This window comes from Pseudomonas mercuritolerans (genome assembly GCF_025706525.1).
Taxonomy (GTDB): Bacteria; Pseudomonadota; Gammaproteobacteria; order Pseudomonadales; family Pseudomonadaceae; genus Aquipseudomonas; species Aquipseudomonas mercuritolerans.
Window position 1 is genome coordinate 388,287 of the sequence record NZ_JAMSHA010000006.1, and the last position, 16,490, is coordinate 404,776.

General features: G+C 60.4%; 16 protein-coding genes. 11 read left to right on the forward strand and 5 right to left on the reverse strand.

From position 1 onward, the window contains the following. Window positions 1-51: 51 nt before the first annotated feature. Window positions 52-477: a hypothetical protein gene (locus tag ND528_RS19095; protein ID WP_263470921.1), complete on the reverse strand. Its 426-nt coding sequence runs from the start codon at window positions 475-477 to the stop codon at window positions 52-54. A 383-nt stretch (window positions 478-860) separates the two neighbouring features. Between ND528_RS19095 and ND528_RS19100 the strand changes: the two genes are divergently transcribed. Further along, window positions 861-2,936, forward strand: coding sequence for an AsmA family protein (locus tag ND528_RS19100; RefSeq protein WP_263470922.1), 2,076 nt, complete (start codon window positions 861-863; stop codon window positions 2,934-2,936). A 119-nt stretch (window positions 2,937-3,055) separates the two neighbouring features. On the opposite strand, the gene ND528_RS19105 is transcribed toward ND528_RS19100, so the two are convergent. Together ND528_RS19105 and ND528_RS19110 are read right to left on the reverse strand one after the other, a co-directional pair. After that, window positions 3,056-3,586: a ferritin-like domain-containing protein gene (locus ND528_RS19105; protein WP_039756965.1), complete on the reverse strand. Its 531-nt coding sequence runs from the start codon at window positions 3,584-3,586 to the stop codon at window positions 3,056-3,058. A gap of 99 nt (window positions 3,587-3,685) precedes the next feature. Continuing rightward, on the reverse strand, window positions 3,686-4,636 hold the full coding sequence (locus ND528_RS19110) for a LysR substrate-binding domain-containing protein (RefSeq protein WP_263470923.1): 951 nt from the start codon (window positions 4,634-4,636) through the stop codon (window positions 3,686-3,688). A gap of 108 nt (window positions 4,637-4,744) precedes the next feature. On the opposite strand from ND528_RS19110, the gene ND528_RS19115 reads away from it, so the two are divergent. From ND528_RS19115 to ND528_RS19125, 3 genes are all read left to right on the forward strand, one after another. Continuing rightward, complete coding sequence (locus tag ND528_RS19115) at window positions 4,745-5,383, forward strand: FMN-dependent NADH-azoreductase (protein ID WP_263470924.1); 639 nt, start codon at window positions 4,745-4,747, stop codon at window positions 5,381-5,383. Continuing rightward, window positions 5,384-5,689, forward strand: coding sequence for a DMT family transporter (locus ND528_RS19120; protein ID WP_130910645.1), 306 nt, complete (start codon window positions 5,384-5,386; stop codon window positions 5,687-5,689). Between the two features lie 90 nt (window positions 5,690-5,779). After that, a complete protein-coding gene (locus ND528_RS19125; protein WP_137215861.1) occupies window positions 5,780-6,658 on the forward strand; it encodes an esterase/lipase family protein in 879 nt (292 codons plus the stop codon). 96 nt (window positions 6,659-6,754) lie between these two features. Here ND528_RS19125 and ND528_RS19130 read toward each other — a convergent pair whose 3' ends face one another. Beyond that, complete coding sequence (locus ND528_RS19130; protein ID WP_137215862.1) at window positions 6,755-7,642, reverse strand: DMT family transporter; 888 nt, start codon at window positions 7,640-7,642, stop codon at window positions 6,755-6,757. A gap of 96 nt (window positions 7,643-7,738) precedes the next feature. Here ND528_RS19130 and ND528_RS19135 point away from each other — a divergent pair, with 96 nt between their 5' ends. The 3 genes from ND528_RS19135 to ND528_RS19145 all read left to right on the forward strand — a co-directional run bounded on the left by ND528_RS19135 (window position 7,739) and on the right by ND528_RS19145 (window position 10,055). Continuing rightward, a complete protein-coding gene (locus ND528_RS19135; RefSeq protein ID WP_263470925.1) occupies window positions 7,739-8,533 on the forward strand; it encodes an AraC family transcriptional regulator in 795 nt (264 codons plus the stop codon). Between the two features lie 63 nt (window positions 8,534-8,596). Continuing rightward, entirely contained in the window at window positions 8,597-8,902 is a 306-nt protein-coding gene (locus tag ND528_RS19140) for a PsiF family protein (RefSeq protein WP_130912265.1), read from the forward strand. 139 nt (window positions 8,903-9,041) lie between these two features. Next, entirely contained in the window at window positions 9,042-10,055 is a 1,014-nt protein-coding gene (locus tag ND528_RS19145) for an AI-2E family transporter (protein ID WP_016771899.1), read from the forward strand. A 154-nt stretch (window positions 10,056-10,209) separates the two neighbouring features. Here ND528_RS19145 and ND528_RS19150 read toward each other — a convergent pair whose 3' ends face one another. Then, on the reverse strand, window positions 10,210-11,484 hold the full coding sequence (locus ND528_RS19150; protein WP_122707770.1) for an Hsp70 family protein: 1,275 nt from the start codon (window positions 11,482-11,484) through the stop codon (window positions 10,210-10,212). Window positions 11,485-11,774: 290 nt separating this feature from the next. Between ND528_RS19150 and ND528_RS19155 the strand changes: the two genes are divergently transcribed. The 4 genes from ND528_RS19155 to ND528_RS19170 all read left to right on the forward strand — a co-directional run bounded on the left by ND528_RS19155 (window position 11,775) and on the right by ND528_RS19170 (window position 16,452). Then, window positions 11,775-12,719 carry a DnaJ C-terminal domain-containing protein gene (locus tag ND528_RS19155; protein WP_110603615.1) on the forward strand — a complete coding sequence of 315 codons (945 nt, stop codon included), beginning with the start codon at window positions 11,775-11,777 and terminating at the stop codon, window positions 12,717-12,719. 23 nt (window positions 12,720-12,742) lie between these two features. Further along, on the forward strand, window positions 12,743-13,048 hold the full coding sequence (locus ND528_RS19160; protein WP_016771896.1) for a chaperone modulator CbpM: 306 nt from the start codon (window positions 12,743-12,745) through the stop codon (window positions 13,046-13,048). A 205-nt stretch (window positions 13,049-13,253) separates the two neighbouring features. Then, window positions 13,254-14,831: a hypothetical protein gene (locus tag ND528_RS19165; protein WP_263470926.1), complete on the forward strand. Its 1,578-nt coding sequence runs from the start codon at window positions 13,254-13,256 to the stop codon at window positions 14,829-14,831. Between the two features lie 214 nt (window positions 14,832-15,045). After that, on the forward strand, window positions 15,046-16,452 hold the full coding sequence (locus ND528_RS19170; protein WP_249121127.1) for an SET domain-containing protein: 1,407 nt from the start codon (window positions 15,046-15,048) through the stop codon (window positions 16,450-16,452). Window positions 16,453-16,490: the final 38 nt, after the last annotated feature.

Here is a 16,490-nt window from a genome sequence, read left to right on the forward strand (position 1 = left end):
AGTCAAAAGCCCAATCCGCTGATTGGGCTTTTTTGCCGGGCCGTCATGGGCTCAGCTCAATTTGCTGTTGCGTTCGATCACACGGTCACCACCGCCTTCAGCGAGGGCTTGACCCAGTGGGGTTTTATCGAAGCCGTCATCAGCCAGGGTCTGGCCCTGTGGAGTGCGCTCGGAACCGTCGGATGCCAGGGTCTGGCCTTGTGGCGTGCGGTCCGAACCATCGGAGGCGAGGATCTGGCCTTGTGGTGTGCGATCCGAACCGTCCTGAACCAGGCCTTTTTCTTCGAGGCGATTGCGACCGTTTTCAGCCAGGGTCTGACCTTGTGGAGTGCGCTCGGAACCGTCGGAAGCTACGGTCTGGCTGAACACCGAGTGGCTGTCTTTGACTTGCGGAGTGGCCTGATCGGCAGCGGGCAGGGCGAAAGCAGTGCTGGCTAGCATCGACAGGGTAAGGCTGAGCAGTAATTGGCGTTTCATGATAGTGGCTCCTTGGGAGGGCGATAAAGTGGGTACGAGGGCAATGCTACTCTCGATAAGTCGATATAAAAGTTCATAAACGCAATGGTAATAATCAACAGAATTGATTGTTCCGCGCGAAGGCTCTAGATCGGGCCTTTGCGGGCGACGGTTTTGCACCGTCGTGGGTATTTTCGACTCACTCGCGCCTCGTAAAAGTGCGGGTCCCGGTAACACTGCTCGACCGATCGGTCAGTTTTGCCGGGCTTTTTATGGCTTAAACTGCCTTTCAATTAAACCTGCGGGCCTTTCGCCAGTCACAGACTGCATAGGGGCCGCTTCGGTCTGCCGTTTCAGCTGTGCGTCGGGATGTCGGCGTGCGGTCGTGATCAGGAGCTTTGTGCATGACGCGCATTGGAAAAATCTTCAGCTGGACTTTCGCCATCCTCGCGCTGCTGCTGGCAGCCTTGATTCTGATCATCGTGTTTTTCGACTGGAACCGGATCAAACCCACCATCAACGCCAAAGTCTCGGAAGAACTGCACCGGGCGTTTGCCATCAATGGCAACCTCGCGGTGATCTGGCAGCGCGAACCTGAAGAAGGCGGCTGGCGCGCCTGGGTGCCGTGGCCGCACGTGGTCGCCGAGGACTTGAGCCTGGGTAATCCTGACTGGTCGAAACAGCCGCAGATGGTCACCCTGAAACGCGTCGAGCTGCGCATTTCGCCGCTGGCCCTGCTGGCCCAGCGCGTGGTGATTCCACGCATCGACCTGACCGAGCCGAATGCCGAACTGCAACGTCTGGCCGATGGCCGCGCCAACTGGACGTTCAAATTCGATCCCAAGGACCCGAACGCCGAGCCGTCGAGCTGGGTAGTGGATATCGGCGCGATCGGCTTCGACAAGGGCCATGTGACCCTCGACGACCAGACCTTGAAGACCAACCTCGATGTGCTGGTCGACCCGCTCGGCAAGCCTATTCCCTTCAGCGAAATCGTCGGCGACAAAGCGGCGAAAACCGCTCAGGACAAGGGCGGCGCACCGCAGGACTATGCCTTTGCACTCAAGGTCAAAGGCCAGTATCACGGGCAGAACCTCACCGGGCAGGGCAAGATCGGCGGGTTGCTGGCATTGCAGGACGCGAGCAAGCCGTTCCCGTTGCAGGCCCAGGCGAAGATCGGCGACACCGGTATTGAACTGGCTGGCACCCTGACCGACCCGCTGAATCTCGGCGCCCTCGACCTCCGTCTGAAACTCGCTGGCGACAGCCTTGGCAATCTCTATCCGCTGACCGGCGTGACGCTGCCGGACACCCCACCGTATTCCACCGACGGCCACCTGATCGCCAAGCTGCATGACGAAGCCGGGGCGAGATTCACTTACGAGAAATTCAACGGCAAGATCGGCGACAGCGACATCCACGGCGACCTGACCTACGTTGCCAGCCAGCCACGGCCAAAACTCAGCGGCGCACTGGTTTCCAATCAACTGCTGTTCGCCGACCTTGCGCCGTTGATCGGTGCCGACTCCAACACCGAGCAAAAGGCCCGTGGCGGCGCGAGCAAGCAGCCAGCAGACAAAGTCCTGCCGGTCGAAGAATTCAAAACCGATCGCTGGCGCGCCATGGACGCCGATGTCGAGTTCACCGGCAAGCGCATCGTCCATAGCGAGAAGCTGCCGTTCAATGACCTCTATACCCATCTGAAACTCAACGACGGCGAACTCAGCCTGGAACCGCTGCGCTTTGGCGTTGCCGGCGGCACCCTGGATGCGCTGATCCGCCTCAATGGCCGCACCGAGCCGCTGGAAGGCCGCGCGCGGTTGACCGCACGCAAATTCAAACTCAAAGAGCTGTTCCCGACCTTCGAGCCGATGAAAACCAGTTTCGGTGAGCTCAATGGCGATGCCGATATCAGTGGCCGTGGCAACTCCGTGGCCAAGCTCCTCGGTGGCGCCAACGGCAATCTGAAGATGCTGATCAACGACGGTGCGATCAGCCGCGAGCTGATGGAACTGGCCGGGCTCAACGTCGGCAACTACGTGGTCGGCAAGATCTTTGGCGACAAGGAAGTGAAGATCAATTGCGCGGCGGCGGACTTCGACATCAAGACCGGCCTGGCCACGACACGGTTGTTTGTCTTCGATACCGAGAACGCAATCATCTACATCGATGGCACGGCGAACATGGCCACCGAGCAACTCGATCTGACCGTGACCCCAGAGTCGAAAGGCTGGCGTTTGATCTCGCTGCGCTCGCCGCTGTATGTGCGCGGCAAGTTCATCAAGCCGGATGCCGGCGTCAAAGCCGTGCCGTTGATGTTGCGCGGGGCGGGGATGGTTGCGCTGGGTGTGATTGCCGCACCGGCGGCAGGATTGCTGGCGCTGGTGGCGCCGAGCGGTGGCGAGCCGAATCAGTGCGCGCCGTTGCTTGAGCAGATGAAGCAGGGCAAGGCGCCGGTGACCGTCAAACCCAGCAAGTAATGCGGCGTCTCTGAAGGCGCCTTCGCGAGCAGGCTCGCTCCCACATTCGAATGCATTCCTTCAATCGAAATACGTTCCAGTGTGGGAGCGAGCCTGCTCGCGAAAGCGGTGTGACGGGATTACAGATCGTTAAGGATATCCGCCATGTCGTCGGCGTGCTCTTCTTCCTGGGCAAGGATGTCTTCGAAGATGCGGCGGGTGGTCGGATCCTTGTCGCCGATGTACTGGATGATTTCGCGGTAGCTGTCGATGGCAATGCGCTCGGCGACCAGATCCTCGTAAACCATTTCCTTGAGCGAATTGCCCGCCACATATTGCGCGTGGGACAGCTTGCTCAGCAGGTCGGGGTTGAACTCCGGCTCACCGCCCAGTTGCACGATGCGTTCGGCGAGGCGATCGGCGTGCTCGGCTTCCTGGTTGGCGTGCTCGAGGAATTCGTCGGCGGCGACATTGGCTTTCAGGCCGTTCGCCATGAAGTAGTGGCGCTTGTAGCGCAAGGTGCACACCAACTCGGTGGCCAGCGACTCATTGAGCAAACGCAGTATTTCTTCACGGTTGGCGTTGTAGCCCTCGGTGACCGCGCCGTTTTCCACGTGTTGCCGCGCGCGTTCGCGCAGGGTTTGAACATCAGACAAATGCAGGTCACTCATTTCATTCTCCTGGAGGCTAATCCGATAGGCGCCACGTTCTGAAGACGCGGTCGCTACCCAGGGTGTGAGTCTTGAGCGAAGCGAAAAGTTTTATGCGATTTAGGCTGGGCTCCGCGCAGCAACTGCTGAAGACTGCGATCTCGGCGTCAGTCCAGACAACCGCGCTTCGTCCTGCAACCAGCGAAAAAACGCCCGCACCGGCGGATGCCGTTCCCGCCCGGGCACGCACAACGCGCTGTAACCGGCGCCATCGACCTGCACCTCGCCCCGGTAGGGCACCAGCAAGCCGCTGGCGACGCTTTCCGACACCAGAATGTTGCTCGCCAGCACCAGACCCTGGCCGGCGATCGCCGCTTGCAGCGCGTAATGTTCCTCGTCGTATTCGCGATTGACCGGATCGTGCTCCAGCCATTGCTCATCCGCCCTGGCGCACCACGCCTGCCAGCCATGGGCGTACAGCTTCGAGTTGTGCCAGTGCACGCTGATCAACGTTGGCGTGCGCCGCGCGGCCAGCGCCACCTGCTCCGGCGAGCCGTAAACGCCGAAGGATTCGTCGAACAGGCACAACCCATACAGATTCGGGTAATCGTCGAGGCTGTAGCGCAAGACCAGATCAACGCTGGCGTCCTGGTGCAGATCGATGACTTCGCAGTGAGTGTCGAGGCGTACATTGATAGTCGGATGTTGCGCATAAAAGCGGCCCAATCGCGGCACCAGCCACAGCGCGGCAAATGCCGCCGTGGTCGACAGCGTCAGGGTGCTGGCGTTGCGCTGCGGGCGCAGGGTGTCGACGCTTTGCGCCACCTCCAGCAACGCGCCGTGCACGCTGTGAAACAGACGCTCGCCAGCCTCGGTCAGGCGCACCTGGCGCGGCAGCCGTTCAAACAGGGCCACACCGAGCCAGTCTTCCAGCGAACGGATCTGATGAGAGATCGCCGTCGGCGTCACCGCCAGTTCTTCGGCCGCAGCCTTGAAGCTCAGCAGGCGAGAAGCGGATTCGAAAGCGCGCAGGGCAGTCAGCGGCAGCGAAGCAAACATTGAACACTCCAAGGATGAAATGGATTCATCCAGACTGATTTTTGCTCATTTGAAGGAAAGCAGTGGCGAGCTGCAAGCTTCGAGCCTCAAGTGGTTTGAGTTTAGCCGGAGGTTTTATAGATGAGCAGGATTCTTGTGGTGCACGGCAGTCCGCGTGGGGATCGGTCGACTTCGCGGCGTTTGGCGGAGGGGTTTTTGGGTGCCTGGCAGGGGCGTCATCCTGAAGGGCAGGTGACCCGTCGTGAGGTTGGGCGGGTGCAGGTTCCTGCGGTCAACGAGGCGTTTGTCGCGGCGGCGTTTTATCCCCAGCCTGAGGCGCGGCCGTTGGTGATGCAGGCTGATCTGGCGCTCAGCGATCAATTGGTTGGTGAGTTGTTCGCGCATGATCTGCTGCTGATTTCCACGCCGATGTACAACTTCAACGTGCCCAGCGGCCTCAAGGCCTGGGTCGATCAGATCGTGCGGCTGGGGCTGACCTTCGAGCACACGCTGGACAACGGCGTCGCCCAATACACGCCGCTGTTGCAGGGCAAGAAAGCCTTGATCGTCACCAGTCGCGGCGGTTTCGGCTTCGGCCCCGGTGGTGAGCTGGCGGCGCTCAATCATGCCGATCCATGGCTGCGCACCGCGCTGGGCTTTATCGGTATCAATGACGTCAGCGTGGTCGCGGCCGAGGGCGAGGAGTCCGCTGAACGCAGCTTTGTGGTGTCGGTGGCCGAGGCCGAGCAGCGGCTGCTCGAGCTGGCCCGGGAGTTCTAGATGGCCTGGCTGTTTCTGCTGATCGCCGCTGGCTTCGAGGTGACCTTCGCCATGGGTATGAAGTACGCCGACGGCTTCACTCGTTTGTGGCCGTCGCTGATCACCGTGGTCGCGGCGGTCGGCGGCATCGGCTTTCTGACCCTGGCCATGCGTGACTTGCCGGTGAGCATCGCCTATCCGATCTGGACGGCGATCGGTTCACTCGGCACGGTGTTTCTCGGTTTCGCGCTGCTTGGCGAGAGTCTGACGCTGGTGAAACTGCTTTCGGTGGGGCTGATTGTGGCGGGGGTGGCGGGGCTGAAGTAGGCTCATCGTTCAGTTGTCATCGTCACGGAGGATGCTTGGCGGGCGTCTTGCACGTCTGGCATCCACTCACCGCGCACAAGGATGTAACCCATGTCGACACGTTATCCACTGGTGCTGGTGCCGGGCATGCTCGGCTTTATCCGGCTGGTGCTTTACCCGTATTGGTTCGGCATCATCAAGGCCTTGCGCCGTGGTGGTGCGACGGTGGTTGCTGTGCAGGTTTCGCCACTCAATTCCACGGAAGTGCGCGGCGAGCAATTGTTGATGCGGATCGAGGAGATCCTGCGCGAAACGGGGGCGCAGAAGGTCAATCTGTTCGGCCACAGTCAGGGCGCGTTGACCGCACGGTATGCAGCGGCGAAACGCCCGGATCTGGTTGCTTCGGTGACGTCGGTGGCCGGGCCGAATCACGGTTCGGAGTTGGCAGACTATCTGGAAGATCACTATCCGGCGAACAGCGCCAAAGGGCGTCTGCTCGAAGTCTTGTTGCGCTTGATCGGCTGGGTCATGGCATTGCTCGACACTGGTTATCACGGGCCGAAACTACCGATGGATATCCACGCTTCCCACCAATCGCTGACCACGGCGGGCGTTGCAATATTCAATCAGCGTTATCCACAAGGACTGCCGCAAACGTGGGGCGGGCAGGGGCCGGAAGAGGTCAATGGCGTGCGCTATTACTCCTGGTCAGGGACGCTGCAACCGGGCAAGACCGATCGTGGTGGCAATCTCTTTGACGGCACCAATCGCAGTTGCCGCTTGTTCGCCAGGACCTTTGTTCGCGAGCCGGGGCAGTGCGACGGCATGGTCGGGCGTTACAGCTCGCATCTGGGCACGGTGATCGGTGATGACTATCCGCTGGATCATTTCGACATTGTCAATCAGTCGCTGGGGCTGGTGGGCAAGGGCGCAGATCCGGTAAGGCTGTTTGTCGAGCATGCGGCGCGGCTGGAGGCGGCTGGGTTATAGCCAAACAGACCGCGTCATCGTTCTTCGCGAGCAGGCTCGCTCCCACAGGTGTCTGCATTTCAACGTGGGAGCGAGCCTGCTCGCGAAGGGGCCTTATCAGGCAGCGCCGATCCGCCGGCCCAACACCGTGGTCCAGCGCTCCGACAAAACCACCCCACCCAAGGTCAGCAACCCGCCCACCAGGTGATACATCGCCAACTGCTCCTTCAACACCAGCGCCGCAATCAGCGCGGTAATCAGCGGCAGCAGATTGAAGAACAACGTCGTCCTGCTCGGCCCCAGCCGCTGCACCGCTTGCATCCACGCCAGCGGCGCGACCATCGAAGCCAGCAGGCACGCATACAGCACCAGCGGCACGTTCTGCAGGTTCAGCCCGGTCTTCGGCGACATCGCGAACAGCGGAAACAACACCACAATCGCCACCAGCACCTGCAAGTACAGCAACACCAGTGGCGGCAGGCGCAGTTGCCACTTTTTCAGCAGGGTGCTGTAAACGGCGTACGCCAGCGTGGCGATCAGCATCATCGCATCGCCCAGATTGACCCCGTGTTGCAACAGCGCACCGAGGCTGCCGGATGACACCACCACCAGCACGCCAGCGAACGACAGCAGCGCACCGACCAACGCACCAGCGGTCAGGCGCTGGCCAAGGCTGATGATCGCCATGGCCAGCGACATCAACGGCATCAGCGACAGGATGATGCCCATATTGGTTGCGGTGGTCAGTGTTGCGGCGAAATAGGCGAGGCTCTGATACACCGCCATGCCGAGTACGCCGAGGACGAAAATCCGCCCCAGGTTCGGCCGAATCTGCGGCCAGTGCGCGATGACTTTGCTGAGCATGAATGGCGTGAACAGCACGCCGGCCAGCAGCCAGCGATAGAATCCGATCTCGGCGGGGAAGATCGCGCCGACCGCCAGTTTGTTGATCACGGTGTTGCCGGCCCAGATGAAAATCGCCAGCAGGGGAAACGCGTATTGCATGGGACAAAACCAGAACGTTGATGAAGCGCGATTATCGCCTGTCTGGATGCAGGCCTATACTGCAAACCGGACAACCTGCCTCTGCATCCGGACAGCATGAACAGCAAACACATCGATCTGCTCGATTTCAACGAATTGCCGTCAGCGGTGTATTTCCGCTACGCCGATTTCAATGCCCACGAATATGCCGCGCCGCATCGCCATCCGTGGGGCACGCTCGAGTATGCCGCCCATGGCGTGTTGCACATGGATGTCGACGGCAGCCGCTTCATGTCGCCGCCGCAGTACGCGGTGTGGGTGCCGCCCGAGGTCGAGCACAGTTTCTACAGCCATCAGCCGGTCAACTATCGCGCGGTGTGTCTTGATCTCGACGTCTGCGCGCGTTTGCCGGCGCGGGCCTGCACGCTGGCGATCAGCGACATTCTCAAGGCCATCCTCAAGGACTTCGCCGCCCGCGATGTGAAGATCCCCGAGCATGAAGCCGATCAGCGTCTGGCCCAGGTGCTGGTCGATCAATTGCAACAGGCACCGGTGCAGGAATGTTTCCTGCCGTATGCGAGCAGCCCGGGCTTGCTGACGATTCTCGAGGCCTTGCAGGCCGAACCTGGCAACAATCAGCCTCTGGCGCACTGGGCGGCGCAAGTGCATGTCAGTGAACGGACTCTGGCGCGGCAGTTCGTTCGTGAACTGGGCATGAGCTTTGGCGAATGGCGCCAGCGCTTGCGTTATCTGGCGGCGATCGAGGCGCTGGAGACCTCGCGCCCGGTGCAGGAAATCGCTTTCGACCTCGGCTACAGCAGCGGCTCGGCCTTCATCGCCATGTTCGCCCGCCAGGCCGGTTGCACGCCGGAGCAATATCGACGTAGCCACCTCGAGGGCAGGAAGGTGTAACAAGCTTTGACTACACTGCGACAGAGGCCGCATCCATCGGTGCGGCAACAAGGAGAAAACTCCATGAAGATGTTGCATGTGCCGTTGTTGATGATCGGGCTGCTTGTGTGTTCCCAGGGTTTCGCCGCCACGGCGCAACAGAACAAGATGACCACCTGCAATGCCGATGCGACCGCCAAGAGCTTGAAGGGCGACGAGCGCAAGGCGTTCATGAGCACCTGCCTGAAAGCGGCGCCAGCGGCCAACGATGGCAAGGAGCTGACCCCGCAGCAGCAGAAAATGACCACCTGCAATGCCGATGCGAAAACCAAGGCGCTGACCGGCGATGCGCGCAAGGCGTTCATGAGTGAGTGTCTGAAGAAAAAGTGAAAGGGTAAATAATGTGGTGAGCCTGCTCGCGAAAGCGTCGCTGAATGCACCGCCAATCCCACGCCCCGCATATCCCTAGTGCTAACCCCGGATCGCTGGCAGACTGCCCATCCTTTCACGCCGTTCGTTTTGAGGCTGTATGCCAACGTTTTCTCAGCGTCATGTTGTGTTCTGGGTCAGTTGCATCATCATTTTTGGCGGTCTGCTGCTGGTGCTGCCGTTGCGCCTGTTGCCGAGCCTGCTGGCCGGCTTGCTGGTGTTCGAGCTGGTCAACATGCTCACCCCGCAACTGCAACGGCTGATCGAAGGGCGGCGTGCGCGCTGGTTGGCGGTGGCGCTGCTCGGCACGCTGGTGGTGAGTGCGCTGGCGCTGATCTTCGCCGGCGCCATCAGTTTCCTCCTGCATGAAGCGGAAAACCCCGGCGCCTCGCTCGATAAATTCATGGGCGTGGTCGATCGCGCGCGCGGGCAGTTGCCGCCGTTCATCGACGCTTATCTGCCGGCCAGCGCAGCGGAATTTCGCGTGGCGATCGGCGAGTGGGCGAGCAAGCATCTGGCCGACCTGCAACTGGTCGGCAAGGACGCCGCGCACATGTTCGTCACTCTGCTGATCGGCATGGTGCTCGGCGCGATCATCGCCCTGCAGCGCATCCCCGACGTGACCAAGCGCAAGCCGTTGGCCGCCGCTTTGTTCGACCGTTTGCATCTGCTGGTGCAGGCGTTCCGCAATATCGTCTTCGCGCAGATCAAGATTTCCCTGCTCAACACCGTGTTCACCGGAATCTTCCTCGCGGTGATCCTGCCGATGTTCGGCATCAAGCTGCCGCTGACCAAAACCCTGATCGTGCTGACCTTCCTGCTCGGCCTGCTGCCGGTGATCGGCAACCTGATGTCGAACACGCTGATCACCATCGTCGGTCTGTCGCTGTCGATCTGGGTAGCGATCGCCGCGCTGGGCTACCTGATCGTTATCCACAAGCTCGAATACTTTCTCAACGCGCGCATCGTTGGTGGGCAGATCAGTGCCAAGTCGTGGGAGTTGCTTCTGGCGATGCTGGTGTTCGAAGCCGCGTTCGGTTTGCCGGGGGTGGTGGCGGGGCCGATTTATTACGCGTATCTGAAGAGTGAGTTGAAGCTGGGCGGGATGGTCTAAGGCCAGGCAACTGAATTGAATGCATCTGTGGCGAGGGGATTTATCCCCGTTGGCCTGCGCAGCAGGCCCCTGCTTTCATAAGTCGGGGGCCGCTTCGCGACCCAACGGGGATAAATCCCCTCGCCACAGAGGCTCTTCGCCACACAGGTTGTGATCAGGCCATCGAACCGTAACGCTTCATCGCTTCAATCGCCAAACCGCTGCCAATGCTGCCAAAGATGTTCCCTTCCACATGCCGCGCGTTCGGCAGCATCGCCGAGACGCTGTTGCGCAGGGCCGGGATGCCGCTCGAACCACCAGTGAAGAACACCGTGTCGACCTGATCGACCGCCACGCCGGCATCATTGAGCAATTGCGTAACGCTGCCGCGCACGCGCTCGAGCAAGGCCTCGATCGCCGATTCGAACAGCGCGCGGCTCAGCTCGACGCTCAGCCCGGCTTCGATGCGGTCCAGCGGCACATGACGGCTGTCGGCGTGGGTCAGCTGGATCTTGGTTTCCTCCACTTCCATCGCCAGCCAGTGCCCGGCGCGCTGTTCGATCAGCTTGAACAGGCGATCGATGCCGCCGGTGTCTTCGATGTCGTAGCGCATGCTGCCCAGCGCCAGCGTGGATTTCTGCGAGTACACCGAGTTGATCGTGTGCCAGGTCGCCAGGTTCATGTGGTGGCTGGTTGGCATGTACGCGCCACTCTTCATCCGGCTGCCGTAGCCGAACAGCGGCATCAGGCCTTGCAGACTCAGCTGTTTGTCGAAGTCGGTCCCGCCGATGTGCACGCCGCCGGTGGCGAGGATGTCGTCATGACGGTTGTCGACACCGCGACGCTCGGGCGAAAGACGTACCAGCGAGAAGTCAGAGGTACCACCGCCGATGTCGACGATCAGCACCAGCTCTTCTTTCTCGATGGTCGACTCGTAGTCGAATGCCGCCGCGATCGGCTCGTACTGGAACGACACCTCTTTGAAACCGATCTTGCGAGCCACTTCAACCAGCGTGTCTTCGGCTTCCTGGTCGGCGAGCGGATCGTCGTCGACGAAGAACACCGGACGGCCCAGCACCACTTGCTCGAATTCCCGACCGGCGGCGGTTTCGGCGCGGCTCTTGAGCTGGCCGATGAACAGCCCGAGCAGGTCCTTGAACGGCATCGCTGTGCCGAGGACGCTGGTGTCGTGCTTGATCAGCTTGGAGCCGAGCAGGCTTTTCAACGAGCGCATCAGCCGGCCTTCGTAGCCTTCCAGATACTCGTGCAAGGCCAGGCGACCGTAGACCGGGCGACGTTCCTCGATGTTGAAGAAGACCACCGACGGCAGGGTGATCTTGTCGTCTTCCAGCGCGATCATGGTGTCCATGCCGGGGCGCAGCCAGCCGACGGTGGAGTTGGACGTGCCGAAGTCGATGCCGCAGGCACGGGCTGGAGAGGCGTCTTTCATGTCTTTCGGATTCCGGTGAAAAAACGGCCGCGCAGTGTATGTCAGTGCGCGGCAGATTCGAAGGCCGGTCATCCGCTATTTCGCCGGCAGACAGCTTGAAAAGCGCCGCTTCGCCCCAAACTTGCTGGCATGGGCCGGCAGACACACCGGCGGTCGCAAGAACCGTCGTCCACTGCCGATAAACTTCTGCGGCGCCACCCGGTCACAAACTTGAGATCGGTCAACCCGGCACGTGCCAATCGGCGCATGCTGGTCTCGGCGCGAAATCGATAACGGATGGTGATCCTTCCATGGACTTCAAAGACTATTACAAGATACTCGGCGTGGAGCCGACAGCCGACGACAAGGCCATCAAGGCGGCCTATCGCAAGCTGGCGCGCAAATACCACCCCGATGTCAGCAAGGAAAAAGACGCCGAGGCCAAGTTCAAGGACGCCTCGGAAGCCTATGAAGCGCTGAAGAGCGCCGACAAGCGCGCCGAATACGACGAACTGCGCCGTTATGGCCAGCACGGTCAGCCGTTTCAGGGCCCGCCGGGCTGGCAGAGCCGTGGCGGCTTCGGCGGTGGCGGTGGCGACACAGGCGACTTCTCGGACTTCTTCAGTTCGATCTTCGGCAATCGCGGCCCCGGTTTCGGTGGCGCCGAGAGCCGCCAATCACGCGGACGCCGAGGGCAAGACGTGGAAATGGAACTGCCGGTCTTCCTCGAAGAAACCCTGTCGAACGAATCGAAGAAAGTCACCTTCCAGGTGCCGCAATACAACGCGCATGGCCAGCACGTCAGCAACACCAGCAAGAGCCTGAACGTGAAGATTCCGGCCGGCGTGACCGACGGCGAGCGTATTCGCCTGAAGGGCCAGGGCGCACCGGGCATCGGTGGCGGGGCGAATGGCGATTTGTACCTGACCATCCGTTTTGCGCCGCACCCGAAATTCGATGTTGAAGGCGAAAACCTGATCATCACTTTGCCCCTGGCTCCTTGGGAATTGGCATTGGGCACTGAAGTGGCCGTGCCGACCCTGACCGGCAAGATCAACCTCAAGGTGCCGGCCGGCAGCCAGAACGGCCAGCGCATGCGCGCCAAGGGCCATGGCCTGCTGAACAAGGCCGGCGAGCGCGGTTACCTGTTCGTGCAGCTCAAGGCCGTGATGCCGAAAGCCTCCGACGAGGAGGTCAAGGCGCTGTGGCAGGAACTGGCGAAGAAAGCCGCGTTCAATCCGCGAGAGAACTTCTGAACCCGACGACGGAGTAGCCCATCATGAGCAGCCCCCTGATCGTTCAACTGGACCTGGCAGAATTCTGTGAGGCGGCCGATTTGTCGGACGTCTACGTGATCGAAATCGTCGAGCACGGCATCCTCGAACCTCAGGGCGCGCAGCCCCGGGAGTGGCGCTTCACCGACTACGAATTGGCCTTGGCCAAGCGCGCGGCGAAGCTGCGCCGTGATCTGGAACTGGAGTGGGAAGGCGTGGCACTGGCACTGGATCTGCTGGACGAGGTGAAGCAGTTGCGCGCCGAGAACCGCATGTTGCGCCAGCGTTTGGGGCGCCTCGTAGTCGAGTAGCCAGTTGAGGTTTCTTCCAGGGGCCGGGCTGACAGTCCGCGAGCAGGTCATTTCCTGCCGGGTTATGTTTGCGAGTGTTTCACCTGGTGTTAACCGCCAGTTCGGTCTGATAGTTTCCTGCACAAGGATCGGCAATGGACGCCGATCACAGCAGCTCCACCCATGCAGGCGAGGGGGCGGCTAACACTTACAGGGAATCGTAATCATGCCAGTGAAAAGCAAATCCTCGACCACGGTGCGCGGGACAGCGGACGTTGAATCGCTCCAGCGTTCGGTTTCCGATGTGCCTCCTGTCCGGTCTGAAACGCAGGTGCATTCAACCTCTGACATTGTTTCCCAAGGCGTCGGCGTTGCCAGCGCAAGTGGCAAAAGCGCGGTTGAGGCCCGCGTGACAACGACCTCATCGAGAGTGCAAGTGCACGGTGCGACAAGCGCCTCCAGCGTTCGAACAGACACCACGGCGTTGTCGCTTGATGATTACCTGATTCCTGCTCAGGTTGCTCTTTCGAGCGCCGATGCCCAGGGATTCAGGGTATTCAAGGGGCGTCGCTACGTTGATATCCATGCTGGCGGCAGCGTGCAGGTAAGTGTCGACCCGGTCACCGGTCAGCACCGGGCAAGGTTGTCGAGTGAAATCAACCCTTCGGGCCCGGTCCTGGTCCGTGGCCCGGAAAGCGATATCTGGTATCCACTGGATACGTCCGAGTCGATCGTTTTCCGCTCAGCCGGGAGCAAGGCACAGGAAATCGAGTTCAACGGCAAGCGATACTTTACGGCGCCACGACCTGATGCGGGCGACGGGCAGCATCATGTGCTGCGAGTGCTCGACCCGAACAATCCATCCGCATTGGTCAGTAGCGGGATCATCGCCGCGCCGGACGCCCTCGGCGTATGGAAGCGTCGGGGCCGCAAGGGCGGTATGCAAGGCGAAGAGTCTGACGAAGAGTACGTGCTGGCAGCGGAATTTGCGCCACGCAAATCGTCTGCCGACGAGGTCTTCGAAATGGCTTCCGAATCCATGCCCTTCAAACCGTATACCGCTGAAGAGTCGAGCATCATGCGCCAGCCTGTGCCGTACTCTGCAGCGAACAACCAATTGGGCTCTTACAATCGCGCCAACAACGGCAGGTATCCGATCCGCGGAGCGGATGGCCAGCCCATGTACATCAAAGCGATCGAGGGCAGCTCGACTCTGGTCAATGGCAACGTCTATGCCGTGACGCCGGTCATGCCTTACCTCAAAGCCGGTGGATTCGAAAACGTTGCCAGGCTTTACGAGGAAAAACTGCAACTGCGCACTTTTACCGAAGCCGACATCGTAGTGCCCGGCGAGAAAGCTCTGGTGGGGCAGTCCATGGTGGTGGCGAACCGTCGCATCGTCAAAGGCGAAGTCATTGGTGTGTATGGGGGCGATCTGGTGCCTCACGTTTTTCTCTCCCGTGAAGAACAGGTTTTCGCCATGACAGCAGCCACTGGTATCGCGATAGAGAGCGGCAGGGCCCGTGAGGTAAAAATCGCCATTGTCGGCGATAACATTGTTTCCCGGATCAACACCAACTTCGTCTTCAACAAGGAAGGCCGGCCGATCCGCCAGGCACCCGCTGGGTACAACGTTGAAACCGTGCCATTTGCAGTGGAGGTCGAGGATCGTTCTGGCGGTCAGGCGGTGCGAAGAGGGCTGGACCTGAGCACTGTTTTCGCCACGGCCGATATACCCGCCGGCCAGGAGCTGAGGCTCAATTACAATTACTCTCCGAGAGACATGCAATTGTTCTTCGGCTGACCCTGCAGCATCGATGCCGCTGCCCGGCCGTATTGTCGGTGGTCTGCGGCATCGACCCCTCAGACAGGGTTAGTGTTTGCAGGTATTTCCGCAGATGTTAACCAATAGCGCGGTCTGATAGTTTTCCTGACATCTGTCGGCAATGGACGTCGACGCTCGCAGCACCAGCCAGTACCGGCCGGTCGCTGCGCATTTTTTCGCAAGGAAGCGGTTCATGCCAATCAAGTCAAAGTCTTCAAAATCCTCTGCTGTCGATGTCAGCGCCCACCAGCGCACATCTTCCGATTCCAATGCCTCCGGCTCCGACACGGTGCGTGTCTCAACCGATCCGTCAATGCGCCAGACCTCGACGCATACGGCCGAGTCCGGTCAAGGTGCGGCTCACGTCGAGACGATGACGGCGACGGCCATGCGCAGTACGCACGTACTGCCGATAAGTGGTTCGTCAGGCGCAGGCAGTGAAGCCGCTTCGCTGGCGCACTACCTGATTCCTTCGCCAACGGCTTTGCCAGATGCAGATGCTCAGGGATTTCGCGTATTCAAAGGTCGGCAGTACGTCGATCTGCAGGACGGTGGTGTCGTGCTGATCGGTGTCGATGCCGAGACGGGCCTGTACCGGGCGAAACTGCCCAGCGAGGCGCACGCCTCGGGTCCTGTGCTGGCGCATGATGCGCAGACCAATCGCTGGTATCCGCTGCAGGATTACAGCACGGACACGGACGGTGGCTCGGCGATCATGCCGGGGCGCAGCCGCGAATCCTCCCCGCACAGTGATGATGACTTCGAATCAGCGCTCGAGGATGTCTTCAGCGAGTCCGCAGAGGCGGGCGAGCGCTTCTACCTCGCCTCCGAATCGATGCCGGTCAAACCGTACACGACAGAGGAACTGGAGTGGATGCGGGCGGAAACGCCCTACTCGTTTCTGAGCAATCGCCGCGGTCACTACAATCGCGCCAACAACGGTAAATACCCGCTCAGGGATACCGCCGGCATGCCGATTCGCATCAAACGGATGCAAAACAAAGTGCGCCTCAAAAGCGGCGAGTGGTACAGCTCAGAGCCGATCAAACCATATATCAAGTTTGGCGAATATGAGAAAGTCGCGCAGTTATACGAAGAAAAACTGCAGTGGCGATTGTTTACCGAGGCCGATGTAAAAGTACCCGGTGAGCGGTCATTGATCGACCAGTCAATGGTCGTGGCCAACAGGCGTCTGGCCAAGGGCGAGGCGATTGGTGTTTATGGGGGTGTCATAACCCCGAAACGTTTCGTTCGACGCCACGAACAGACATTTGCGACCCTGGCCGGCATGCGTTTCCAATACGGCCCGGGGCATCTCATCCCCGACCCGCTGGTTGTACTGGGTGACAACATCCTTTCCAGGATCAATTCCAACTTCGAATACGACGCCACGGGCAGACCGGTGCGTCAGGCTGCGAGCGGTTATAACGTGGAATTCGTGTCGTTCAGCATCGAGGCGCAGCAAATAATGGGTAAGGATCTGGTGACGAAGGAGTTCATACTCAACGGGATAATCGCCAGCGAAGACATACCGGCAGGCACCGAGTTGCGTCTGGATTACGGCTACAGTGAACAACAGATGTCCTTGATATTCTCCTGACCAGCCAGTGTCGAATTCTGAATACGGACGCGCACGTC